The 22,072-nt window shown below is 67.4% G+C and carries 22 protein-coding genes; 8 read left to right on the top strand and 14 right to left on the bottom strand.

Annotated elements, in window-relative coordinates; all coding sequences use genetic code 11:
• Positions 1-106 precede the first annotated feature (106 nt).
• Positions 107-988, bottom strand: coding sequence for a hypothetical protein (locus tag ASE63_RS10245; RefSeq protein ID WP_156410288.1), 882 nt, complete (start codon positions 986-988; stop codon positions 107-109).
• A 342-nt stretch (positions 989-1,330) separates the two neighbouring features.
• Between ASE63_RS10245 and dnaK the strand changes: the two genes are divergently transcribed.
• Both dnaK and dnaJ read left to right on the top strand, forming a co-directional pair.
• The gene (dnaK, locus tag ASE63_RS10240) at positions 1,331-3,250 is read left to right on the top strand and encodes a molecular chaperone DnaK (protein WP_056800508.1); all 1,920 of its coding nucleotides are present in this window, start codon (positions 1,331-1,333) and stop codon (positions 3,248-3,250) included.
• A gap of 128 nt (positions 3,251-3,378) precedes the next feature.
• Positions 3,379-4,509, top strand: coding sequence for a molecular chaperone DnaJ (gene dnaJ, locus ASE63_RS10235; protein WP_056800505.1), 1,131 nt, complete (start codon positions 3,379-3,381; stop codon positions 4,507-4,509).
• 56 nt (positions 4,510-4,565) lie between these two features.
• Here the strand turns inward: dnaJ and ASE63_RS10230 are convergent, their stop codons facing one another.
• Both ASE63_RS10230 and ASE63_RS10225 read right to left on the bottom strand, forming a co-directional pair.
• Positions 4,566-4,757 (bottom strand): CsbD family protein, encoded by a 192-nt coding sequence (locus ASE63_RS10230; protein WP_056800676.1) that lies wholly within the window; start codon positions 4,755-4,757, stop codon positions 4,566-4,568.
• A gap of 88 nt (positions 4,758-4,845) precedes the next feature.
• Positions 4,846-5,667, bottom strand: a complete 822-nt coding sequence (locus ASE63_RS10225; RefSeq protein WP_056800502.1) for a helix-turn-helix transcriptional regulator — start codon at positions 5,665-5,667, stop codon at positions 4,846-4,848.
• Between the two features lie 132 nt (positions 5,668-5,799).
• Between ASE63_RS10225 and ASE63_RS10220 the strand changes: the two genes are divergently transcribed.
• Complete coding sequence (locus tag ASE63_RS10220) at positions 5,800-6,216, top strand: hypothetical protein (RefSeq protein WP_056800500.1); 417 nt, start codon at positions 5,800-5,802, stop codon at positions 6,214-6,216.
• Between the two features lie 85 nt (positions 6,217-6,301).
• The gene (locus tag ASE63_RS10215; RefSeq protein ID WP_056800497.1) at positions 6,302-8,503 is read left to right on the top strand and encodes an esterase-like activity of phytase family protein; all 2,202 of its coding nucleotides are present in this window, start codon (positions 6,302-6,304) and stop codon (positions 8,501-8,503) included.
• Between the two features lie 78 nt (positions 8,504-8,581).
• Here the strand turns inward: ASE63_RS10215 and ASE63_RS10210 are convergent, their stop codons facing one another.
• From ASE63_RS10210 to ASE63_RS10190, 5 genes are all read right to left on the bottom strand, one after another.
• On the bottom strand, positions 8,582-9,376 hold the full coding sequence (locus ASE63_RS10210; RefSeq protein ID WP_056800494.1) for a MetQ/NlpA family ABC transporter substrate-binding protein: 795 nt from the start codon (positions 9,374-9,376) through the stop codon (positions 8,582-8,584).
• 41 nt (positions 9,377-9,417) lie between these two features.
• A complete protein-coding gene (locus ASE63_RS10205) occupies positions 9,418-10,218 on the bottom strand; it encodes a MetQ/NlpA family ABC transporter substrate-binding protein (protein ID WP_056800490.1) in 801 nt (266 codons plus the stop codon).
• A 35-nt stretch (positions 10,219-10,253) separates the two neighbouring features.
• Complete coding sequence (locus tag ASE63_RS10200) at positions 10,254-10,919, bottom strand: methionine ABC transporter permease (protein WP_056800674.1); 666 nt, start codon at positions 10,917-10,919, stop codon at positions 10,254-10,256.
• Between the two features lie 4 nt (positions 10,920-10,923).
• Complete coding sequence (locus tag ASE63_RS10195; protein WP_056800672.1) at positions 10,924-12,033, bottom strand: methionine ABC transporter ATP-binding protein; 1,110 nt, start codon at positions 12,031-12,033, stop codon at positions 10,924-10,926.
• A 63-nt stretch (positions 12,034-12,096) separates the two neighbouring features.
• Positions 12,097-12,363 (bottom strand): hypothetical protein, encoded by a 267-nt coding sequence (locus tag ASE63_RS10190; protein WP_082609807.1) that lies wholly within the window; start codon positions 12,361-12,363, stop codon positions 12,097-12,099.
• Positions 12,364-12,823: 460 nt separating this feature from the next.
• Between ASE63_RS10190 and ASE63_RS10185 the strand changes: the two genes are divergently transcribed.
• Together ASE63_RS10185 and ASE63_RS10180 are read left to right on the top strand one after the other, a co-directional pair.
• Positions 12,824-13,222, top strand: coding sequence for a hypothetical protein (locus ASE63_RS10185; RefSeq protein WP_056800487.1), 399 nt, complete (start codon positions 12,824-12,826; stop codon positions 13,220-13,222).
• Between the two features lie 96 nt (positions 13,223-13,318).
• Positions 13,319-13,816 carry a copper chaperone PCu(A)C gene (locus ASE63_RS10180; RefSeq protein ID WP_056800484.1) on the top strand — a complete coding sequence of 166 codons (498 nt, stop codon included), beginning with the start codon at positions 13,319-13,321 and terminating at the stop codon, positions 13,814-13,816.
• Positions 13,817-13,876: 60 nt separating this feature from the next.
• Here the strand turns inward: ASE63_RS10180 and ASE63_RS10175 are convergent, their stop codons facing one another.
• The gene (locus ASE63_RS10175; protein ID WP_056800481.1) at positions 13,877-14,809 is read right to left on the bottom strand and encodes a dihydrodipicolinate synthase family protein; all 933 of its coding nucleotides are present in this window, start codon (positions 14,807-14,809) and stop codon (positions 13,877-13,879) included.
• 42 nt (positions 14,810-14,851) lie between these two features.
• Positions 14,852-15,538 (bottom strand): fumarylacetoacetate hydrolase family protein, encoded by a 687-nt coding sequence (locus tag ASE63_RS10170; protein WP_056800478.1) that lies wholly within the window; start codon positions 15,536-15,538, stop codon positions 14,852-14,854.
• A 234-nt stretch (positions 15,539-15,772) separates the two neighbouring features.
• Here ASE63_RS10170 and ASE63_RS10165 point away from each other — a divergent pair, with 234 nt between their 5' ends.
• Complete coding sequence (locus ASE63_RS10165; RefSeq protein WP_056800475.1) at positions 15,773-15,982, top strand: cold-shock protein; 210 nt, start codon at positions 15,773-15,775, stop codon at positions 15,980-15,982.
• A 221-nt stretch (positions 15,983-16,203) separates the two neighbouring features.
• Here ASE63_RS10165 and ASE63_RS10160 read toward each other — a convergent pair whose 3' ends face one another.
• The gene (locus ASE63_RS10160; RefSeq protein WP_244491360.1) at positions 16,204-17,442 is read right to left on the bottom strand and encodes a multidrug effflux MFS transporter; all 1,239 of its coding nucleotides are present in this window, start codon (positions 17,440-17,442) and stop codon (positions 16,204-16,206) included.
• A gap of 262 nt (positions 17,443-17,704) precedes the next feature.
• On the opposite strand from ASE63_RS10160, the gene ASE63_RS10155 reads away from it, so the two are divergent.
• On the top strand, positions 17,705-18,418 hold the full coding sequence (locus ASE63_RS10155) for a hypothetical protein (protein ID WP_056800469.1): 714 nt from the start codon (positions 17,705-17,707) through the stop codon (positions 18,416-18,418).
• 29 nt (positions 18,419-18,447) lie between these two features.
• On the opposite strand, the gene ASE63_RS10150 is transcribed toward ASE63_RS10155, so the two are convergent.
• The 3 genes from ASE63_RS10150 to ASE63_RS10140 all read right to left on the bottom strand — a co-directional run bounded on the left by ASE63_RS10150 (position 18,448) and on the right by ASE63_RS10140 (position 22,017).
• A complete protein-coding gene (locus ASE63_RS10150; protein WP_056800466.1) occupies positions 18,448-19,395 on the bottom strand; it encodes a lysylphosphatidylglycerol synthase domain-containing protein in 948 nt (315 codons plus the stop codon).
• Between the two features lie 200 nt (positions 19,396-19,595).
• Positions 19,596-20,171: a hypothetical protein gene (locus tag ASE63_RS10145; protein WP_200962548.1), complete on the bottom strand. Its 576-nt coding sequence runs from the start codon at positions 20,169-20,171 to the stop codon at positions 19,596-19,598.
• A 28-nt stretch (positions 20,172-20,199) separates the two neighbouring features.
• Complete coding sequence (locus ASE63_RS10140; protein ID WP_056800463.1) at positions 20,200-22,017, bottom strand: SbmA/BacA-like family transporter; 1,818 nt, start codon at positions 22,015-22,017, stop codon at positions 20,200-20,202.
• Positions 22,018-22,072: the final 55 nt, after the last annotated feature.

The following is a 22,072-nucleotide window of genomic DNA, read 5'->3' as shown; positions in this document are numbered from 1 at the left end:
CCTAGCCGATGACGCCAATGACAAGGCAGTGACGAAGCGGTGAAGGCGATGCGCGATATGGCCGCGGATCGTGGGAGACCGCCGCCGCAGGCACGTGCTCGTCCGTCTATTGCGGCGTCAGTTGCAGCGGTCCCGGCTTGGGCTGGGCCTGGCGCGGCCGCGGCTTGGCGGCGGCCTTGGCCGGCTCGCTGGCGAGGCCGAGCCGCGCGCGGATCGAGGCGGCACGGGCCTCGGTGAGGCGCAGGGCGCAGAAGCCGAACTGGCCCTCGCGCTGGAAATCGCGGCAGACCAGTTCGCGCTCCGCGGAGAAACCCGCCTGCTCGCGGGCGATGGTGCGCTGCTCGACCGGATCCGCCTTGGCGGTCAGCGTGCGGTAGCCCTCGCGCACCGCGCGCTCGGCCGCGCCGCGCGCGCGTTCCAGTTCCTTGGCCTGCGGCGCGAGCGTGCGCGCATCAGGGCCCCAGAGCCCGCGCGGATCGATGCGGCAGGCCGCGGCCTCGACGATGCAGGGCTGCGCCGGCTCGACCACCAGGAAGGCGCCGTCGAGCACATCGAAGACGATCGGGCAGATCGAGGCCTCGAGCCGGTAGCGCGGCACGCCCGCGGGACGGCCGAGCGAGGTGACCGGCACGGGCGCCGGCCCGAAGGAGACGGCGCAGGGCTCGAGCAGGTTATCCGCCTGGAAGCCGTCTGCGGTGAGTTTCAGCCCGAAGCCCGTCGCGGTCTTCTCGAAGACGGCTTCGCCCGGGCCGCCATTGTGCCGCAGCGTGCGGCCGATGACGGCATCCTCGCCCGCGACCTTGATCGTCGGCATGGAAGGCTGGCGCGGGGCGGCCGGCAGGCCCGAGGAGGGCGCCGCCTGCTGTGCGCCCGGCGCATTGAAGGGCTGCGCTCCCGGCAGCTGCAATGGCTGCGCCGCAACGGCCTGAACCCAGCCCGCAAGGAGCAGGGTGGTGAGGCGAAGAGCGCAATGAATCGGTCGGTTCAAGGGCGGCCGCCTGGACTGCAACAATTCTAATTGCATGAAATGCCGCTGCGCAGCGCGCAAGAGCATAGCCGCAACACTTCGCCGCTTTGAGCAGCCGCGCCGGCGACGCCAACCGTACCGGCAGAAAGCGGCGGCAGCGCCTTATGCTTAATCGGCTCGCCTGTCTTGCAAGGGCGGGAACACCCTCACTATATACGCCGCCAAGGGGCGGTTTAACCACCGTCAAACGTGGAATGCCGGTTCGTTCGCCGCTGGAGCGGGGGCGATCCGGTCCATGGGCCGGCAGGCGGCGCGACATGCGTCACCGGCCGGCGATCTGCTAATCGAAAAGGGATCCCATCCATGGGTAAAGTCATCGGCATCGACCTCGGCACGACCAACAGCTGCGTCGCAGTAATGGAAGGCTCTACGCCGAAGGTCATCGAGAACTCGGAAGGCGCGCGCACCACGCCTTCCATCGTCGCCATCACGGATGACGGCGAACGCCTTGTCGGCCAGCCGGCCAAGCGCCAGGCCGTCACCAATCCGGAGCGTACCTTCTTCGCGATCAAGCGCCTCATCGGCCGGACCTTCGAGGATCCGATGACGCAGAAGGACCTGTCGCTCGTCCCCTACAAGATCAAGAAGGCCTCCTCGGGAGATGCCTGGGTCGAGGCCGACGGCAAGGACTACTCGCCGTCGCAGATCTCGGCCTTCACGCTGACCAAGATGAAGGAGACCGCGGAAGCCTATCTCGGCGCCGCCGTCACCCAGGCCGTCATCACGGTCCCCGCCTATTTCAACGACGCCCAGCGCCAGGCCACCAAGGATGCCGGCAAGATCGCCGGCCTCGAGGTGCTGCGCATCATCAACGAGCCGACGGCCGCTGCGCTGGCCTATGGCCTCGACAAGAAGCAGGCCGGCACGATCGCGGTCTATGACCTCGGTGGCGGCACCTTCGACGTCTCGATCCTCGAGATCGGCGACGGCGTGTTCGAGGTGAAGTCGACCAATGGCGACACCTTCCTCGGCGGCGAGGACTTCGACATGCGCCTGGTCGAGTACCTGGCGGAGGAGTTCAAGCGCGAGCAGGGCATCGACCTGAAGAAGGACAAGCTCGCCCTGCAGCGCCTGAAGGAAGCTGCCGAGAAGGCAAAGATCGAGCTCTCGACCACGGCCCAGACCGAGATCAACCTGCCCTATATCACGGCGGACGCCTCGGGCCCCAAGCACCTCGCCATCAAGCTCTCGCGCGCCAAGTTCGAGAGCCTGGTCGACGATCTCGTCCAGCGCACCATCGAGCCCTGCAAGAAGGCGCTCAAGGATGCCGGTCTTTCGGCGGGTCAGATCGACGAGGTCGTTCTCGTCGGCGGCATGACCCGCATGCCGAAGGTCCAGGAGGTCGTGAAGCAGTTCTTCGGCAAGGAGCCGCATAAGGGCGTCAACCCGGACGAGGTCGTCGCCATCGGCGCCGCGATCCAGGCCGGCGTTCTCCAGGGCGACGTCAAGGACGTGCTGCTGCTCGACGTGACCCCGCTCTCGCTCGGCATCGAGACGCTGGGCGGTGTCTTCACGCGCCTGATCGACCGCAACACCACGATCCCGACCAAGAAGAGCCAGGTCTTCTCCACCGCCGAGGACAACCAGGGCGCGGTGACGATCCGGGTCTTCCAGGGCGAGCGCGAGATGGCGGCCGACAACAAGATGCTCGGCCAGTTCGATCTGATGGGGATTCCGCCGGCGCCCCGCGGCATGCCGCAGATCGAGGTGACCTTCGACATCGACGCCAACGGCATCGTCTCGGTGACGGCGAAGGACAAGGCCACCAACAAGGAGCACCAGATCCGCATCCAGGCCTCGGGTGGTCTTTCCGACGCCGACATCGAGAAGATGGTCAAGGACGCGGAAGCCAACGCCGCAGAGGACAAGAAGCGCCGCGAGATGGTCGAGGCCAAGAACCAGGGCGAAAGCCTGGTCCACTCGACCGACAAGTCGCTGAAGGACTATGGCGACAAGGTCTCGGCCGCCGACAGGACGGCGATCGAGACCGCGCTCGACGCGCTCAAGGCTGCGCTGGCCGGTGAAGACGCCGAAGCCATCCAGGCCCGTACGCAGGAGTTGATGCAGGCTTCGATGAAGCTCGGCGAGGCGATGTATGCCGCCAGCCAGAACGAGGCCGGTGCCGCCGATGGCGAGACGGCCGAGGCCGACGCCAAGAAGGACGACGTCATAGACGCCGACTTCAAGGACGTCAGCGAAGACGACAAGAAGAAGAGCGCCTGAGGCGCTCACCAAGCGTGGCCGGGCGGGTCTCAAGACCGCCGGCCGGCCACGGTGACAAAAGACGACAGGCCATGGCCGGGCTCATGCCCGGCCATGGCGCGTCAAGGTGACCATAGGGCTGCTGGCCAATGTCCAAGCGCGACTACTACGAAATCCTCGGCGTCAGCCGGACCGTGACGGAGGTCGAGCTCAAGGGCTCCTTCCGCAAGCTCGCGATGCAGCACCACCCCGACAAGAACCCCGGGGACAAGGACGCCGAGATCAAGTTCAAGGAGATCAACGAGGCCTATCAGGTCCTTTCCGACGGCCAGAAGCGCGCGGCCTATGACCGCTTCGGCCACCAGGCCTTCGAGAACGGCGGCGGCGCCGGCGGCAATCCCGACTTCTCCGACTTCATGTCGGACATCTTCGATTCCTTCTTCGGCGATGCAAGGCGCGGCGGGCCGCGCAGCGCCAATGGCCGCGAGCGCGGCGCCGATCTGCGCTACAATCTCGAGATCGGGCTGGAGGAAGCCTTCTCCGGCAAGAACGCCTCGATCCGGGTGCCGACCTCGGTATCCTGCGAGGTCTGCTCGGGCGCCGGCGCCAAGCCCGGCTCGAAGAGCCGGCAATGCCCGACCTGCGGCGGCCATGGGCGCGTGCGCGCCAATCAGGGCTTCTTCTCCGTCGAGCGCACCTGCCCAACCTGCGCCGGCCGCGGCGAGATCATCGACGACCCCTGCAAGAATTGCCATGGCGCCGGCCGCGTCACCCGCGAGCGCACGCTTTCGGTCAACATCCCGGCGGGCGTCGAGGACGGCACACGCATCCGGCTTGCCGGTGAGGGCGAAGCCGGCCTGCGCGGCGGGCCTGCGGGCGATCTCTACATCTTCCTCTCGATCAAGCCGCACGCGATCTTCCAGCGTGACGGGGCCGACCTGTTCTGCCGGGTGCCGCTCGGGCTGACCTCGGCGGCGCTGGGGGGCGAGATCGAGGTGCCGACGCTAACCGGCGAGCAGGCCAGGGTGAAGATCCCGGAAGGCACGCAGACCGGCAAGCAGTTCCGCCTCAAGGGCAAAGGCATGAGCGTGCTGCGCTCGCGCGAGGTCGGTGACCTCTACATCCAGGTCCTGGTCGAAACCCCCCAGAAGCTGACGCCGCGCCAACGCGAGCTGCTGCAGGAATTCGAGCGCGAAAGCTCCGGCGCGACCCATCCCGAGACCGCCGGCTTCTTCGGCCGGGTCAAGGAATTCCTCGGCGGCATCGGCGGAGCCGCCTGAGCACAAAAAAACGGGCCGCCCGGAGCGGCCCGTTCTTGGTCAGGCTCTGATCGAAATCAGGCCTTGTCGACCACTTTCTTGACGGCGTCCTTGCCCTTGCCGAGCGCCTGCTGGGCTTCGCCCTTGCGCTCCTGAGCGAAGCCCTCGGCCTCGAGCTCGGGCTTGTTCAGTGCCTTGCCGGCGGCCTGCTTGACGTTGCCGGCGGCCTCATTGGCCATGCCCTTGATCTTGTCAGTGGTGCTGCCCATGATCCTGATCCTTCTGCCGAATTTCGTGCCGCCGCAGCGGCTTCCGCGGCAATAACCGGCGTCCCGGAAGAAGGTTCCAAGGCTTTCTTCAGGCGTGTCCGCCGCCATTCGCCGCAAGCCCGCGCAAGCGCTCGGCGGTCGCCGCATCGGCAGGAAAGAAGGTCTCGAGCGCCAGCTCCGACAGGGTGACGTCCACCGGCGTCCCGAACACCGTCGTCGTCGAGATCAGGGAGAGTACGCCGTCGCCGATACGCAGGCGCAGCGGCACGACGATCGCCGCATCCTCCAACTCCTCTGCGTGCGCCGCTTCCGCCCCGGCCGGCCCGGGCAGATCCTGCAGTTCGCTCAGCAAGGCCGCCAACGTCGCATCGGCCGTCGCCCTGACCTGCTGGCGCAGCCGCGCCAGAAGATGGCCGCGCCATTCCGGCAGGTTGACGATGGCCGGCGCGAGCCCACCTGGATGCAGCGACAGGCGCAGCACATTGACCGGCGGCTTCAGCAATTCGGCATCGACGACATGGCCGAGCAGCCTGACGACGGCCTCGTTGGCCGCCAGCAGCGTCCAGTGCCGGTCGACGGCCAGTGCCGGATAGGGCTCGTGGCCGTCGAGGATGAGGGTGATGGCCTGCCGCGCCGCCGCGAGCGACGGATCCTCGAGCGGGCGCTCGCGATAGACCGGCGCATAACCGGCGGCGAAGAGCAGGGCGTTGCGCTCGCGCAGCGGCACGGCGAGATGCTCGGCCAGTTGCAGCACCATCTCCCGGCTCGGCCGGGAGCGGCCGCTCTCGATGAAGCTCAGATGCTTCTGCGAAATCTCGGCCTCCAGGGCGAGGTCGAGCTGGCTGAAGCGGCGCAATTGCCGCCAGTCGCGGATCAGGGCGCCGATGCGCGGGGTCTGGTTTGCTGTCATGGGCCTGAAGCTAACGGCACGGGCGGCGCGTTTCCAATTACCTCCCGCTTAATCGACGCGACGCCCGGGGGCCTGCAGCATCCACGCCATCGACCACAGGCCGCTCGCGGCCCGATCTCAAGGAGAACCGCCATGTCGATGATCCGCTCCTCCCGCCTGCTGCAGAACGCCCTCGCAATCGACGCCACAGCCTGCGCCGGCATGGGGCTCCTGCTCGCCGCCGCCGCACCGATGCTGGGCGCGCCGTTAGGGCTGCCCGAGATGTTCCTGCGTGGCGCAGGCCTCGTGCTGCTGCCCTGCGCCGCCGCGCTGGCGCTGCTCAGCCGGCGAGAGAGCCTGCCGCGCGCCGCCATCCTCGCCGTCGTCGGCATCAATATCCTCTGGGTCGCAGACAGCCTCGCCATCCTGCTGCTGGGCTGGTTTTCGCCGACCGGCCTCGGCATCGCCTTCGTGCTGGCGCAGGCGGCGGCGGTCGGCATTGTGACCGGGCTCGAAATCCTCGGGCTCGGCCGCTCGCAAGCGGTGACGCCGGCCGGAGAGCCGTGCTGAAAAGGGCCGGCGCGGCACTGTCACGAGACTGTCGTCTCCGATCTCTAGCGGATGGCCGATTCCACCCCAGAGATCGGATCGACCGATGCGCCAACCCCTCGTCCTCGCGGCTCTCGCGACTGCGCTCCTCGGCGGCACCGCCGCCGCCGAGCCCCTGTTCAACCGAATCGCCACCTTCTCGCCGCCACTCAACCTGCCGGCCGACCGCGACGCGTCGAAGAAGACCGTCTCCGAGATCATCGCCGCTAGCGAGGACGGCATGCTGCTCGCCTATACCGACGGCGAACAGAAGGGGCTCGGACTGATCGACATCACCGATCCGGCGCAGCCCAAGCCGGCCGCCTTCGTGCCGCTTGACGGCGACTCGACCTCGGTGACGATCCTCGGCGACAAGGCCTTCGTCGCGGTCGTGACCTCGGGCGACAACTTCAAGGAGCCGGCCGGGCACCTTGCCACCATCGACCTGAAGACCAAGGCCGTCGTGGCGAAATGCGAGCTCGGCGGCCAGCCGGATGCGGTGACGCTGACCAAGGACAAGGGCAAGGTCGTCATCGCGATCGAGAACGAGCGCGACGAGAAGCTGAACAAGGGCGCCCTGCCCCAGCTGCCCGCCGGCAACCTCACGATGATCGGCATCAAGGACGGCGCGATCGACTGCGCCTCGCGCCAGGCGATCGACCTGACCGGGATCGCCGCGGTCGAGCCGACCGACCCGGAGCCCGAATTCGTCGACGCCAATGCCGACGGCCTCGTCGTGGTGACGCTGCAGGAGAACAACCACATCGCCGTCGTCGATTCCAAGACCGGCAAGGTGGTGTCGCATTTCCCGGCCGGCACCGTCGATCTCAAGGACATCGACAAGACCCGCGACGGCCAGATCAAGCCGACCGAGGAGCTCAAGGGCGTCCCGCGCGAGCCCGACGCTGTGCGCTGGATCGACAATGACCGCTTCGTCACTGCGAATGAGGGCGACTGGAAGGGCGGTTCGCGCGGCTTCTCGATCTTCCGCAAGGACGGCACCGTCGAATTCGACGCCGGCTCCAGCGTCGATCATATCGCGATGCGCCTCGGGCATTATCCGGAGCTCCGCTCCGCCGCCAAGGGCAGCGAGCCCGAGGGCATCGAGGTCGGCACCTATGGTAATGACCGGCTGATCTTCGTCGGACTGGAGCGCGCCTCGCTGGTGCTGGTCTACAAGGACGAGGGCCCGGGCAAGGCGCCGCGCTATCTGCAGGCTCTCCCGACCGGCATCGGCCCGGAGGGCCTGCTCGCCATCCCGCAGCGCGGCCTCTTCGTCTCGGCCTCCGAGACCGATGTCGGCGAGAAGGGCGGCGCGCGTTCGGCCGTGATGATCTATCGCCGCAGCGAGGGCCCGGCCGCCTACCCGACCATCCAGCCGCAGGACGAGAACGGCCTGCCGATCGGCTGGGGGGCTCTGTCCGGCCTCGCCGCCGACCAGACGGCCCCGGGCAAGCTGTTCGCGATCACCGACAGCGCCTACAAGCCCTCGCGCATCCTCGAGATCGACGCGACACAGAAGCCGGCCCGCATCACCCGCGGGTTGACGGTGACGAAGGACGGCAAGCCTGCGGCCTACGACCTCGAAGGCATCGCGACGCGCCCCGGCGGCGGTTTCTGGCTCGCCTCGGAGGGCAACCCCGAGAAGAAGGACGCGCCGCTGGCCGACATCCTGTTGCGCGTCTCTGCCGCAGGCGCGGTCGAGGAGGAGATCCTGCTGCCTGAAGCGCTGGCCAAGCATGCTCTGCGCTTCGGCTTCGAGGGCGTCGCGGTGACCGGCTCCGGCGCCGACGAGACCGTCTGGATCGCCGTCCAGCGCGAATGGAAGGACGATCCGAAGGGCAAGGCCAAGATCCTGTCCTACAAGCCGGCCAGCAAGGAATGGGGCGTGCTGCACTATCCGCTGAGCCAGGCGGCGCAGGGGGCCTGGATGGGGCTGTCCGAACTCGTCTTCCTCGGCGACGACCGCTTCGCCGTGGTCGAGCGCGACAACGTCTTCGGCGCCAAGGCCTCGAAGACGATCCAGACCTTCTCTGTGAAGGGGCTGAAACCGGCCGCGATCGGCGCGGCCGAGATCCCGACGGTCACGAAAACGCAGTTCCGCGACCTCACGCCTGACCTGATGAAGCTCGGCGGCTATGGGCTCGACAAGGTCGAGGGCATGACGGTGGACACGGCCGGCAACCTCTTCGTCGTCACCGACAATGACGGCGTCGACGGCTCCTCCGGCGAGACGCAGTTCTTCGCCTTCGGGAAGATCGGCGGCTGAGCCCAAGAAAGAGCCCCGGGTGCGTGCGCATCCGGGGCAGGTGCCTGGCCGTGACCGGTCAGGTGGGGAGGAAGGAAATTACCAGCCGGCGAGGACGTTGCCCTTGAAGCGCTCGGCGACGAAGGCCTTGATCTCGGGGGTGTGGTAGGTCTCGACCAGCGTCTTGACCCAGGGCTTGTCCTTGTCGACGGTGCGGACCGCGATCAGATTGACGTACGGACCCTTCGGGTCCTCGCGCAGGATCGCCGAGGTCGGCTCGATCTTGGCATCGACGGCATAGTTGGTGTTGATCGAGGCGGCTGCGACATCGGCCAGCGTGCGCGGGGTTTGCGCGGCCTCGACCTCGATGATCTTCAGCTTCTTCGGATTCGCGACGATGTCGGCGACCGTCGGCTTGAAGCCGACGCCATCCTTCAGCTTGATCACGCCCTTGTCCTGCAGCAGCAGCAGCGCGCGCCCGCCATTGGTCGGATCGTTCTGGATCGCGATCGAGGAGCCGTCCGGCACCTCGGCCCAGCTCTTGTACTTCGACGAGTAGATGCCGAGCGGGAAGTTCACGGTCAGCCCGACGCTCTCGATCTTGAAGCCGCGATCCTTCACCTGGTTGTCGAGATAGGGCTGGTTCTGGAACGAGTTGGCTTCCAGCTCGCCGGCGTCGAGCGCCTGGTTTGGCACGACATAATCCGAGAACTCGACGATCTTCAGCTCGATGCTCTTCTTGGCGAGCAGCGGCTTCACCTGCTCCAGGATCTCGGCGTGGGGGCCGGGCGAGACGCCGATGCGGACGACCTGGTTCTGCTGGGCAATGGCGGGAGCGTGGAGGCCGAGCACGAGGCCGGCGGCGGCGAGGGCGAAATGACGGCGGTTCAGCATGGCCTTGTCCTGTCTGGAACGGAGTTGGGAAATGGTTCGGCTCACCAGGTCGGCAGGATCGAGCCTTTGAAGCGCTCGGCGACGAAGGCCTTGATCTCGGGCGAGCGGTAGCTCTCGACCAGCGCCTGGACCCAGGGCTTGTCCTTGTCGGCGGCGCGCACCGCGATCAGGTTGGTATAGGGGCCCTTCGGCGCCTCGCGCAGGATCGCCGAGGCCGGATCGATCTTGGCGTCCACCGCATAGCTGGTGTTGATCGCGGCTGCCGCGACATCCGATAGCGAGCGCACGGTCTGGCCGGCGTCGATCTCGAGGACCTTGAGCTTCTTCGGGTTCTCGACGATGTCGGCGACGGTCGGCTTGAAGCCGACGCCGTCCTTGAGCTTCAGCACGCCCTTGTCCTGCAGCAGGAGCAGGGCGCGGCCGCCATTGGTCGGGTCGTTCTGGATTGAGATCGTGGCGCCGTCCGGCACCTCCGCCCAGCTCTTGTAGCGGGTCGAATAGATGCCCATCGGAAAGTTCACGGTGGTCGCGACGCTGACGATCTTGAAGCCGCGATCCTTCACCTGATTGTCGAGATAGGGCTGGTGCTGGAAGGCGTTGGCCTCGAGATCTCCGATGTCGAGCGCCTGGTTCGGGATAACGAAGTCGGAGAACTCGAAGACCTTCAACTCATACCCCCTCTTCGCGAGGATCGGCTTGATCTGCTCGACGATCTCGGCATGCGGGCCGGGGGTCACGCCGACGCGGACGATTTGCGCCTGCTGGGCGAAGGCCGGGACGGCAAGGCCGGTCAGAAGCGCGGCGGACAGGCCAAGAGCGGCGCGGCGTGTGGTGAAAGTCATGGCAATAGTCTCGATCCGGGATTGAAAAGCGACGCTCAGGCGTGACGCAAGCGCTTGTTGAGGCGGCGGGCGAGGCGGTCACCGATGCTCTGGACGGCCTGGACCAGGACGATCAGCACGGCAACGACGGCGGCCATGACCTCGGGCATGAAGCGCTGGTAGCCGTAGCGGATGCCGAGATCGCCGAGCCCGCCGCCGCCGACAGCGCCGACCATGGCCGAGAAGCCGATCAGGCTGACGACCGCAAGCGTCAGGCCGAGCGCGATGGCCGGCAGCGCCTCCGGCACAAGCACCTTGCGGACGATCTGCACCGGCGTCGCCCCCATGGCGCGCGCCGCCTCGACCAGGCCCTGGTCGACCTCGCGGATCGCGCCCTCGATCAGCCGCGCGATGAAGGGAGTGGAGGCGACGGTGAGCGGCACGATCGCGGCCTGGGTGCCGATCGAGGTGCCGGCGATCAGGCGGGTGAAGGGGATGATCGCGACGACGAGGATGATGAAGGGCGTCGAGCGCGTGGCGTTGACCAGCGTGCCGAGCACGGCGTTGGTCACTGGCGCCGCGAAGAGCTCGCCGCGCTTGCTCGTCGCCAGGAAGACGCCGAGCGGCAGGCCGAATAGCGTGCCGAGCGAGGCCGCAATCGCGACCATCTGCAGCGTGTCAAGCGTCGCCTGGACGATCAGCGCGAGGATCTGGGGCGAGATGATCTCAGGAAACATGGCCGATGACCTCCGCCTTGAGTTCGAGGCTGTTGAGCGCGCCGAGGATGGCTGCGAGCTCCGGCTCGCGGGTCGGCACCGAGACGAGCAGGCTGCCGAAGGGCTTGCCGGCAATGGCGTCGATGCGGCCGGCGAGAATGTTGACGTCGACGCCGATGGTCGAGCTCAGGCGGCTGATGACCGGGGCCGTCGCGTTCTCGCCGGTGAAGGTGATGCGCAGCACGGTGTCGTCGCCCGGGCGGGCCTGCTCGTGGATGCGGCCAGCGAGATAGGCCGGCACCTCGACGCCGGTGACCGCCTCGACGAAGCGCGCCGTAGTGGGGTGCTTCGGACGGGTCAGCACCGAGAAGACATCGCCCTCCTCGACGATCCGGCCGTCCTCGATCACCGCGACGCGGTCGCAGATTTCCTTGATCACCGGCATCTCGTGGGTGATCAGCAGGATGGTGATGCCGAGATCGCGATTGACCTGCTTCAGCAGGTCGAGGATCGCCTTGGTCGTCTCGGGGTCGAGCGCCGATGTCGCCTCGTCGCAGAGCAGCACCTTCGGATCGGTCGCCAGCGCCCGGGCGATGCCGACGCGCTGCTTCTGGCCGCCGGAGAGTTCCGCAGGATAGCGTCCGCGCTTGTCGGTGAGGCCGACGAGATCAAGCAGCCGCGTCACCTTCTCCCCGATCTCCGCCTTGGGCGTGCCGGCAATCTCCAGCGGCAGCGCGACGTTGTCGAAGACGGTGCGCGATGAGAGCAGGTTGAAATGCTGGAAGATCATGCCGGTCGCGCGCCGGCGGCTGCGCCAGCCCGCCTCGGTGAGGCCGGTGACATCCTCGCCATCGATCAGGAGGCGGCCTTCGGTCGCGCGCTCGAGCCCGTTGACCAGCCGGATCAGCGTCGACTTGCCGGCCCCGGAGCGGCCGATCACGCCGACGATGACGCCCTTCGGCACGTCGAGATCGATGCCCGTCAGGGCCGTGACGGCGCCTTGAGCGCCACGGCCGGGATAGGCCTTGCCGATCTGCTCGAAGCGGATGATCGGCGGGGGAGAGACCGGCAACAGGCCGGCGCCGACGCGGAAGGCATCGGGCTTGACGGGAGCGTTCATCATGACCTCAGGACTGAAACCGGCCGGATCGCTGCCGGCGCATAGGCGTCGCGGTGGGCATCGTCAGGACGCCAGCCGCATGGCATAGCCGCGACGCGGGGTTGCAAGCTGTCGGGCAGCCAGCTCGGCCGCACCCGGCGTCGCGAAGCGATGGCCGTCGAGCGGGTTGAAGCGGGCCGAGGCGGCGATGAAGGTGAAATAGCGCTCGCTGCCGTTGCGGCTGACGAGACCCGCCTGCGTCTCGCCGACTTCGATGACATAGGCTTGGCGATCTTGGGCCTGGCGGCCACCCTGGGCCTGCCTGCCGTCTTCGTGCTGAGATTGGCTCATGACTGTGCTCCCGCCGCTCAAGCGGCGCTTTCGGACATCTGATGGAACTGGATCGGGATGCCGCGCGTCGTGCGCGGCTTTCACGGCAGGATCAGAGTCGACAACAGCAGCCGGCAAGCAGGGTCAGCGATGGGATCTGGTGAAGGGTCGTATCGGTCATGTTCGTCTCCTGGCTATCGGAGCCCACGACCACGTCGTGGCGCTTTAGCGTTTGGTGACGCGGCGCAAGCTGCTCGCTCAAATCCCCGCGGCCGCCCGGCAATGCCAGGTGACAAGCCGCAATCTGATAGAGATCGTCCTGTTTGTCAACTCGATCGTTCTTTTAAAAAAACGAACGAGAGCAGACGAGCCTGCCGGGATGATGGGGCGGTGGAGAAAATAATTCTCCGGCGAGGCGGCGAGGCTGCCTGCGGCACCGCCGCAGCTTGACGCTGCCGCCCCCTCGGCGCCATCTGCGCGCATGACGGTCGATGCGCCTCTGCTGGGACGACTGCGCCGCTCCGTGCTCGGAGCCTGGCTTGCAGTGGCCTATGCGCTGACGCTGCTGGCAGCGGGGCTGGCGCCCGCGCCGGCCGGCGCTCATAACGTCTTTGACGGTGCGGTGCTGTGTTCCGGCCTGGCCCTGCCGGGTGAGTCCGCGGGCACGCCGGCGCAGGAACCGACGGGCGAAGTCCTGCACTGCAAGGGTTGCCCGCTCGGCCCCGTCTTCGCCTGTCCCAGCCGCCCCACGCATATCGGCGTCGTCAGGATGGCGGCCGCGGTCTCGGCGGAAATCCTGCACGCGCAGGCTGCCGCGCCTTCGTCGATCCTCGGCCTGCCGCCCTCGCGCGCACCGCCCGCCGCTCCCACGCTGATCTGAGCCTTGCCTCTTACGCGGCTGCGCCGTCGGCACCGGCCGAGGCACCGCGGTTTTCCAATGGGCGCATCGACGCCCTGACCGGATCGGGACAGACCCATGACCAAATCCATCCTCGCAGCGCTTGCGCTCTCACTCTCGCTTTCAATTCCTCTCGGCGGTGCAGCGCTCGCCCATGACTACAAGGCCGGCGCGCTCAAGATCGATCACCCCTGGAGCCGTGCGACGCCGGGCGGCGCCAAGGTTGCAGGCGGCTATCTCGCCATCGAGAACACCGGGACCGAAGCCGACCGGCTCGTCTCGATCTCGGCCCCGACGATCTCCGGACGCACCGAGATCCACGAAATGGCGCTGAACAACGGCGTGATGACGATGCGCCCGCTGGAAAGCGGCGTGGCGATCCCGGCCGGCGCCAAGGTCGAGTTCAAGCCCGGCGGCTACCACATCATGTTCATGGAGCTGAAGCAGCCTCTGAAGCAGGGCGACAGCGTCAAGGGCACGCTGGCCTTCGAGAAGGCCGGGACCGTCGAGGTCGAGTTCAGGGTCGAGGCCGTCGGCGCGCGCGGCGCCGACCACGGCGCGCATAAGGGGCATTGATACGAACGCTGCCCCTCGCGGCAGGGCGCGCCTGCGCCCTGCCGGTCAACGAAACGGCTTTCAGATTTTCGCGCGCTTATCGACCTTTGCGACGCGCGAGAGCAGGTAATCCACCTCGGCCTTCGCGGCGGCGGTGATCGACGAGCCCGGCTTGCGCTGCGCGTCGCTCTTGAGGATGCCACGCTTCATCAGCGTGTATTTCCGCACGGCGAGGCCGACGCCCTGCTGCTGCTCGTAGCGCATCAGCGGCAGATGGGCGTCGAAGATGTCGTGTGCCTCGTCGCGCTTGCCGGCCTGCTGCAGCTTCACGACGTCGATCAGAAGCTCGGGGAAGGCGTAGCCGGTCATCGCGCCATCGGCGCCGCGCTCCATCTCGAAGTCGAGGAAGAGCCCGCCATTGCCGGTGAGGATCGAGATCGGGCGCAGGCTGCCGTCCTGCTGGAACTTGCGCAGCGTCGAGATCTTCTCCAGGCCCGGCCAGTCCTCGTGCTTCAGCATCACGCAGGAGGGGTTGTCGGCGACGATCTTGCGGATCACCGCCGGCGTCATGATAACCGAGAGCGTCAGCGGATAGTCCTGGATGACGAAGGGGATGTCGGCGCCGATAGCCTCGACGGCTTGGGCGTAATAGCCGGTGATCTGGTCGTCGGTGCGCAGGGAAGGCGGCGGTGCGATCATCACCGCGGCGGCGCCGAGCTCCATCGACTGGCGCGCCAGCGTACGCATCGCGGCAAAGCCCGGTGCCGAGACGCCGACGATCACCGGCTTGCCCGGCATGCCGGCCACCGCGCGCTTGACGATGCCGAGCGATTCCTCCGGCTCGAGCTTGGGCGCCTCGCCCATGATGCCGAGCACGGTGGTGCCGTCCGAGCCGATCTCGTCATAGAAGGCGAAGAGCTTCTCGGTCGAGGCCCAGTCCAGCGTGCCGTCCGGGTTGAAGGGGGTGGGCGCGATCGGGAAGACGCCGGAGGCGTCGGCCGTGAGAGTGGTCATGGAATTTGGCTTTCGGCTAATATGGCTGTGGCTGGCGGAGTTTCAGACGATGCGGGTGCGGACCGTGCCGACGCCGGCGATCTCGCCTTCGAGCACATCGCCGCGCACCACGGCGGCGACGCCCTCGGGCGTTCCGGTCAGGATCAGGTCGCCGGGGGCGAGTTCGACCAGCCCCGAGAGATAGGCGATCGTCTCCGGCACGTTCCAGATCTGCTTGGCGAGGTCCGAACTCTGGCGCGGCACGCCGTTGACGATGAGCTCGATCTTGCCGGCCGCCGGGTGGCCGATGCGGCTCGCCGGTGCGATCTCGCCGACAGGGCCGGAGAAATCGAAGCCCTTGGCCATGTCCCACGGCCGGCCGGCCTTCTTGGCGGCGGCCTGAAGGTCGCGGCGGGTCATGTCGAGGCCGGCGCCGTAGCCGAAGACATGCGACAGCGCGTCGGCCTCGGCGATATCCTTGCCGCCGGTGCCGATCGCCACGACCAGCTCCATCTCGTGGTGGAGGTCTTGGGTCTTGGTCGGATAGGGCATGTCGGCGCCGTTGATCAGCAGCGCATCGGCCGGCTTGCTGAAGAAGAAGGGCTCCTCGCGATCGGGATCGCCGCCCATCTCGCGGGTATGCTCGGCATAGTTGCGCCCAACGCAGAAGACGCGGCGCACCGGAAAGAAGCCGCCGCCGGCCACCGGAATTGCCGTAACGGCCGGCGGGTCGATCACGTAGTTCGTCATGGCGAGGCGCTCCGTCGATGCTTGTCGGCTCCGTTCATGGGCGAGCAGCCGTCCTTGGGCAAGAGCCTGCACGCCGGGCCAGGATGCGCGAATGCCGGGGCCGGCAGGAACGGCCACCCATTCGCGGTTGCAAAAGCCGTTGTGCGGCGCGCCATTGCAACCGGCGCGGATTGCCTCCTACAGTGTCGCCGGTCCGGCATGTGTCGGACTGTATCCAGACTGAAGGGACAGCATGTGAGCACCGGTACCGTGAAGTGGTTCAACGAGACCAAGGGCTACGGATTTATCACCCCCGATCAGGGCGGCAGCGATATCTTCGTTCATATCAGTGCCGTCGAGCGCTCGGGGCTGCGCGGTCTGAACGAGGGCCAGAAGATCAGCTACGATCTCGAGGCCGACCGCAAGACCGGCAAGTCGGCTGCGGTCAATCTCAAGACTTCGTAAGACGGGCCGTCTGCGGGAGGCGGAAAAAGCGGCGTCGCTTCCCGAGCCGACGTGAATCTCTCTCGATCTGAACTGACCTGTAGACGATTCTTCGGCATGCCCGCCGCCACAGGGCGGCGGCCAGGGGGCTTAAGGCCCCTCACGTCCAGGCTGCGGCCGGACCGATTCCCCGGCAAGACGACGAGTTGACGCGGTCGCGCCTGATTAAGACGCTTGTCGATCTAGCCGCGGCCCGCGGCCGGCCGGAACAGCTGTCCCCTCTCTGCTACCAGCACCACTGCCAGCGCCGCGATACCACAGAGCACGAAGCCGAGCGTGATCGGCACAACCGTGCCGTCGAAACGCTGACCGATGAAGAAGCCGAGCAGCGCGCCGCCGATCGTGGTGACGAAGCCCTGCACCGAGGAGGCCGTGCCGGCGACATGGCCAAGCGGGTCCATCGCCATCGCGCCGAAATTCGGTGCGACGAGCCCGAAGCAGAACATCGCCCCCGCCTGGAAGGCGGCGAAGCTCCAGAGCGATTCGTGGCCTGACAGCGCCAGCAGCGCATGCGCCCCGGTCAGTGCGATATAGGCCAGCAGCGCGCCATGCGAGACGCGCCGCATGCCGAGGCGGCCGACGATGCGGGCATTGAGCAGCGACGCCACCGCCATGCCCATCGCGATCAGCGCGAAGATGGTGGTGAACCATTCCGGCGCCTCGAAGACGTCGACGAATATCTGCTGGGCCGAGTTGATGAAACCGAAGAGCCCGCCGAGCACGAAGGCCATCGCCAACATGTAGCCGACGGCGAGCCGCGTCGTCAGCGTCAGGCGGAAGGCGGCCAGCACCGTCGCGACCGCGATCGGCTCGCGGTCCTCCGGCGCCTGCGTCTCGCGCAGCCGCAACACCACCCAGAGCATCACCAGCGCGCCGAAGAGCGTGAGCACGCCGAAGATCCAGCGCCAGGGCGCGACGAACAGAATGGCCTGGCCAACCGAGGGCGCCAGGATCGGCACGGCCAGGAAGACGATCATCGCCAGCGACATGACGCGGGCCATATCGCGGCCGGAATAGCAGTCGCGCACGATCGAGACGACAAGGACGCGGGTCGCCGCCGCGCCGACGCCCTGGACGACGCGGGCCATCATCATCGCCTCGAAGGAACCGGCAAAAGCGGCGGCGACGCTGGCGACGACATAGACCACGAGCCCGAACAGCAGGATCGGCCTGCGGCCGAAACGGTCCGACAAGGTGCCGTAGACGATCTGTGCAACGCCGAATCCGAGCAGATAGGCGGTGATGATCCACTGCCGCTCATTGGCGCCGGCGATGCCGAGTGCCTCGGCCATCTGGGGCAGCGCCGGCAGCATCGAATCGATCGCGAGCGCGTTTACCGCCATCAGCGCGGCCATCAGCGCCACGAAGGAACGGAAGCTCATGCCGTGGCGGGGCCCGGCAGGTTGAGAAGCGTCGGTCATTGCAGCCTGTCGAGAGGGAAACATCCGCCCGGCGGCGAATGGATTTTGATCATGAGCCCCTGGAGAGCCGCTCTAGGCCTACGGGAAAGACATGACAACCCGGCCATGGCGTGGCGTGCCATGCACCAAGCGGGAAGCGACGGCGTCGCAAGGCCACGCAAGCCCCGCTCTGGCGCGCCATGCGACCATCGCGCAGGCCGGCTTCGTCTGGCGCCTGCCGGATGAACTGCTATCCTGACCGTCGGAACAGGGCTGAGGGGCAATGGACGAAACAGGTGTGACGCGGCGGGTCGCCATGGCCCAGGGGCTGATGACGATCGAAGGCGTTGCGACGCGTTTCGCACAGGGGCTTGGCAGGCATCTGCGACTGAGTGCTGAGAACCTGCAGCTCGTCGGTGGGTTCGCCAGCCGAGAAGGCCGGATCGAGAACGCCGCCCGCATCCTCGGGCGGGCGTCGCTCAGCGGCGACAGCCTCCATCGCGCCGGTGCCGCAGGCGAGGCCAGGGACATTTCGCTGACCGTTCGCCCCTTCGCTGGCAGCGAGGACGGGCGCATCCTGCTGCTGCTCGGCTTCCGAGAGGGCGAAGGCGAGGAGAGTGGCTTCTTCGCCGAGATCTACGCGCCGTCCATGGTGTTCGAGGCGCTGAAGCGGGACATCCTGTCGGGCGCGGCGCAGGTGCTGTCGCTCTCCGCCATGACCAGCCTCTGGGTGCGGGAGAACGAGCGCGAGGCGGTGCCGGGCATGCCGGTCGCCTGGCATCTCGGCCTCGAGGCCGATGGCCGCAATAGCGCCCCGGCGCGCGGCCTGATCGAGACGCTGGACTGGCGCGGCGCCGCACCAGCAGTTGCGCCGCACCAGGACGACAGCGTGTCCCCTCTCGACGAAGCTGCCGACCAGCTCGGCCGGATCAATTGGAGCCTCAAGCTGATCGCGCTGGTTCTCGTGTTGCTGCTGCTCGTCGTCGCGCTGAAATAGCGGCACCTGCCCGATGATCAGCGTCCTTGTCAGCGCTCGTGGCGCCTGATCCGCCTGATCATCTCGTTCAGCGCCAGCAGCACAAGCGCCAGGATGAAGGGCAGCAGGTAGTAGATGATCCGGAACAGCAGCAACGCGCCGAGCACATGCTCGAAGGGCAGCCGGCTCAGCGCAATCAGCATCGTCGCCTCGAAGACGCCGAGGCCGCCCGGGGCATGGCTGGCGATGCCGATGAGGCAGGCGACGATGTAGACCGCGAGGAAGCTCGGATAATCGATATTGTGCCCGCCCGGCAGCAGCACGAAAAGCACTGCCGCCGCCGCGCAGACCTCGGCCGCGCCGAGAAACATCTGCCCAAGCGTGATGCCGAGCCCGGGCAAGGGCAGGTTCCAGCCGCGCACGCGGATGGTACGCTCGCCGCTCGCAATCCAGGCGAGATAGCCAAGCGTGCCGAGCGCGACCGCCACGCCCACGACCTGCACCACCAGCGGCGAGGTGCGCGCCAGAGCGGCGACCGAGCCGGTCGCCCAGAACAGGCAGACGCAGAGGATGGTGCCGAGGCCGAGCCAGAAGGTCAGCCCGGCGATCACGGTAAGGCTCGCGACCTCGGATGCGCGCACGCCCTTGGGCGAATAGATCCAGTAACGCACCGTGCCGCCGGTCACGATCGGGAAGCCGAGCGTGAACGACACCGAATAGCTGGTGAAGGAGGCGAGCGCCGTCGTCCGGTAGGGGATCGACAGGCCGAGCCGTCTCAGCGCCAGCGCGTCATAGCCGGTGAGCAGCAAATAGCTCAGCACGGTGAAGGCACAGGCCAGGCCGAGCTGGCGCAGGCTGGCATTGGCGAAAGCCTTGGTCAGTTCGCCAGGCTCGATTTCCTGGACGATGTACCAGAGCACCACCAGCGAGGCGCAGAAGATCGCGGCGCTGGCGAGCGGGCCGAGCCACCACCAGCGGCTGCGCCTGCGCGCGGGCATTCCTGGCTCTAGCGGGCCGAACGACATACGCACTCATGGTCGGTTGCGCGCAGGAGGCGGTTGCCAGCGGCGCCGATTGCGGGCGGGGGCGCGAGCACGCCCCGGCCGGAGACATAGCGCCTCGTCGGCGATCCACAAGGCAGAACGGCGCGGCGAATGCGCGCCATGAGCATCGCGCAGGACGGCACCCCAGCCCTGGTTCAGCCGGTCTTGCGGAAGACGCGCAGCGTCTTGAAGGTCGCGACCTCGTCGACCTGGGCCGTCTTCGCCCATTCGGCGATGATCGGCTCGGCCGTCGCATAGGCGAAGGAGCCGGTATAGAACAGCAGATAGCCGCCGACATCGGTCTGGGCGGTGAAGAGATCGATCACCTCGCGGTCGGTCAGCGCACCATAAGCGTCGTTCGCCTCGGTCCGGAACTCGCAGGCGTGGAACAGCGTGACGATGTCGAAGCGCGGCAGGAGCTTCGCGTTGCTGGTGTAGATGTCGCCGAAATAGGCGCTGTAGCTCTTGGTGATCGTCGGATTCGACGTCGCGAGCTTGACGAAGGCGTCGTATTCCTTGGGCGAGGCGGTGATGCCGAGCACCGTGCAGTCGAGCTCAGGTTCGGCGCAGCGGATACCGACATAATGGTGGCCGCCGGTGCCGAAGTGGTAGATGCGCTTAGCCGTAAGCCCCTCTTCCTCGAGCCATTCGACGAAGTGAACGTCGCAGGGGCACTGCTCGACCCGCAGGCCCCAATAGACGTCCCAGATGTTCATCGTGGCAGTGGTCATGTCCAACTCTTTCCTGATGGGGCAGTGATCATTCGGCCGGCACGGGCAGCGTCGCTGCGGCGGCGGCGGGCTCGGAAACGGGAGGACGCGCGGCCATGCGCACGACGCCACCGGCGCGCTTCAACTGCAGGCGCTGCGTCGCGGCTTCCGCGAAGCCGGCGCCCTGCCCGAAGACGATGACGATCGCGTCCGGCCGCGCGGCACGCAGCTCGGCGAGGAGTTCGAGGCCGTGCTCGGTATCGAAGGCGCTGGTGGCTTCGTCGAGCAGCACAATGTCCGGGTTTTCGAGTTCGGCGCGGGCCAGAGCGAGCCGCTGGCGGTCCCCGGTCGCCAGTTCCTTGTCCCAGTCGCGGCTCTCGTCGAGAAGCGGCGCGAGGCCGGACAGGCCGTAGCGGCACAAGGCGCCCTCCAGCTCGACCTGCGGAATCGTCCGGCCGGTTTCGAGCACCGCACGCAGGCTGCCCTCGGAGAGATGCAGCTTCTGCGGCACGGCGGTGACGAAGGCGCCCCGCGGGATGCCGATCGCGCCGCGGCCCCAGGGCCAGAGCCCGGCGATGGCCTGGATCAGCGCGGCCTTGCCGAGGCCGAGTTCACCGGAGATATGCAGCATCGCGCCCGGCGGCACGGATCCGGATATGTCGGCAACCAGCGTCCGCCCATCGCGGTCGATCAGCGTGACCTCGTCGAGATGCAGTTGCCCGTCGCGGCTCGCAGATACCGCCAGATGCTCGCCCGGCGGCTCCCTGTCCACGCGTTCCAGGGCGTCGGCGAGCTCGTTGACGCGCCGAGCCGCCGCCAGCCATTCGGCGATGCGCATGAAGTTGTCGAGCAGCCAGTTGAAGGCGTTCTGCACGGCGACAAAGGCCGCGGCGACCTGGACGACGCCGCCGAGCGACATTTCGCCGGAAAGATATTTCGGTGCCGCCAGCAGGAGCGGCACCACCGGCACCAGCGCACCGCTGCCATTGGTGATCCAGGTCAGGTGGCCGCGCTGGCGGATCATCGCGAGCCAACGCCCGACGAGGCTCTCATAGGTTTGCGCCACGGCACGGCGCTCGCCGGCCTCGGCCCTGGCAAGCGCGATGGTCTCGCCATGGTCGCGGATGCGCATCAGCGAAAAGCGCAGCCGCGCCTCGCCCTCGTTGCGGGCGGCGATCAGGCCGGGCAGTCGGCGCCCGACGAAAGTGACGAGCGCCGAGACCAGCACGGCATAGACGATCGCCGCAAGCACCAGATAAGCGGGTATGACGATGACGCTCCCGCCCGTGCGCACGGTCAGGGCGCCGCCGATCTCCCAGAGAATCTCGATGAAGGTGATGATCGTGATGACGGCCGAGAGCAGGCCGATGGCGAAATCGACGACCGGCTCCGTCGCCCAGCGGACATCGTCGGCGATGCGGTATTCGGGATTGGCGGGCTCGTAGCCGGAGAGGCTGAGGCGGAAGAAGCGGCGCTCCCCGACCCAGCCATCGGCCAGCTTGCCCGTGACCCATTGGCGCCAATGCACCTGGAAGGTTTCGCGCGAGACCAGAATGACGACGCCGAGCCCGGCAACGACCAGCACCAGCACGGGAAAGACCGCCATCGCGGTCAGCGCGCTTTCCGTGTCGCGCTTCTCGAGCGCATCGAAGAACCAGCCGTTCCAGCGATTGACGGTGACGTTGGCGAAGACCGAAAGGATGATCGCCGAGGCCAGCAGCAGGGACCAGAACCAGGCCCGCCTGGCGCTCGCGCCGCGCCAGAAGCCGCCGGTGAGCCGCGCGAAACGAACGGCTACCTGCCGATCGCTCGGCGCAGCCGTGGTCACGCCCGGCGTCTCGCTCAGCGCCTGCACGGTTCCGATCACCCCCTACAGCCGGCTTCCCCGACATTTCGAGGACGCTGCCCGCTGCAGAATGAAC

It is taken from the genome of Allobosea sp. Root381, assembly GCF_001429395.1.
In the GTDB taxonomy this organism is placed as follows: Bacteria; Pseudomonadota; Alphaproteobacteria; order Rhizobiales; family Beijerinckiaceae; genus Allobosea.
Note: the sequence above shows the minus strand (reverse complement) of the source record. Positions and strands in the feature narration are given on the sequence as shown.

Bases quoted from the DNA above. Each gene is read 5' to 3' on its own strand.
- dnaK (WP_056800508.1), top strand. From the start codon at position 1,331: ATGGGTAAAGTCATCGGCATCGACCTCGGCACGACCAACAGCTGCGTC.
- dnaJ (WP_056800505.1), top strand. From the start codon at position 3,379: ATGTCCAAGCGCGACTACTACGAAATCCTCGGCGTCAGCCGGACCGTG.
- ASE63_RS10230 (WP_056800676.1), bottom strand. From the start codon at position 4,757: ATGGGCAGCACCACTGACAAGATCAAGGGCATGGCCAATGAGGCCGCC.
- ASE63_RS10225 (WP_056800502.1), bottom strand. From the start codon at position 5,667: ATGACAGCAAACCAGACCCCGCGCATCGGCGCCCTGATCCGCGACTGG.
- ASE63_RS10220 (WP_056800500.1), top strand. From the start codon at position 5,800: ATGTCGATGATCCGCTCCTCCCGCCTGCTGCAGAACGCCCTCGCAATC.
- ASE63_RS10215 (WP_056800497.1), top strand. From the start codon at position 6,302: ATGCGCCAACCCCTCGTCCTCGCGGCTCTCGCGACTGCGCTCCTCGGC.
- ASE63_RS10210 (WP_056800494.1), bottom strand. From the start codon at position 9,376: ATGCTGAACCGCCGTCATTTCGCCCTCGCCGCCGCCGGCCTCGTGCTC.
- ASE63_RS10205 (WP_056800490.1), bottom strand. From the start codon at position 10,218: ATGACTTTCACCACACGCCGCGCCGCTCTTGGCCTGTCCGCCGCGCTT.
- ASE63_RS10195 (WP_056800672.1), bottom strand. From the start codon at position 12,033: ATGAACGCTCCCGTCAAGCCCGATGCCTTCCGCGTCGGCGCCGGCCTG.
- ASE63_RS10190 (WP_082609807.1), bottom strand. From the start codon at position 12,363: ATGAGCCAATCTCAGCACGAAGACGGCAGGCAGGCCCAGGGTGGCCGC.
- ASE63_RS10185 (WP_056800487.1), top strand. From the start codon at position 12,824: ATGACGGTCGATGCGCCTCTGCTGGGACGACTGCGCCGCTCCGTGCTC.
- ASE63_RS10180 (WP_056800484.1), top strand. From the start codon at position 13,319: ATGACCAAATCCATCCTCGCAGCGCTTGCGCTCTCACTCTCGCTTTCA.
- ASE63_RS10175 (WP_056800481.1), bottom strand. From the start codon at position 14,809: ATGACCACTCTCACGGCCGACGCCTCCGGCGTCTTCCCGATCGCGCCC.
- ASE63_RS10170 (WP_056800478.1), bottom strand. From the start codon at position 15,538: ATGACGAACTACGTGATCGACCCGCCGGCCGTTACGGCAATTCCGGTG.
- ASE63_RS10160 (WP_244491360.1), bottom strand. From the start codon at position 17,442: ATGACCGACGCTTCTCAACCTGCCGGGCCCCGCCACGGCATGAGCTTC.
- ASE63_RS10155 (WP_056800469.1), top strand. From the start codon at position 17,705: ATGGACGAAACAGGTGTGACGCGGCGGGTCGCCATGGCCCAGGGGCTG.
- ASE63_RS10150 (WP_056800466.1), bottom strand. From the start codon at position 19,395: ATGCCCGCGCGCAGGCGCAGCCGCTGGTGGTGGCTCGGCCCGCTCGCC.
- ASE63_RS10145 (WP_200962548.1), bottom strand. From the start codon at position 20,171: ATGACCACTGCCACGATGAACATCTGGGACGTCTATTGGGGCCTGCGG.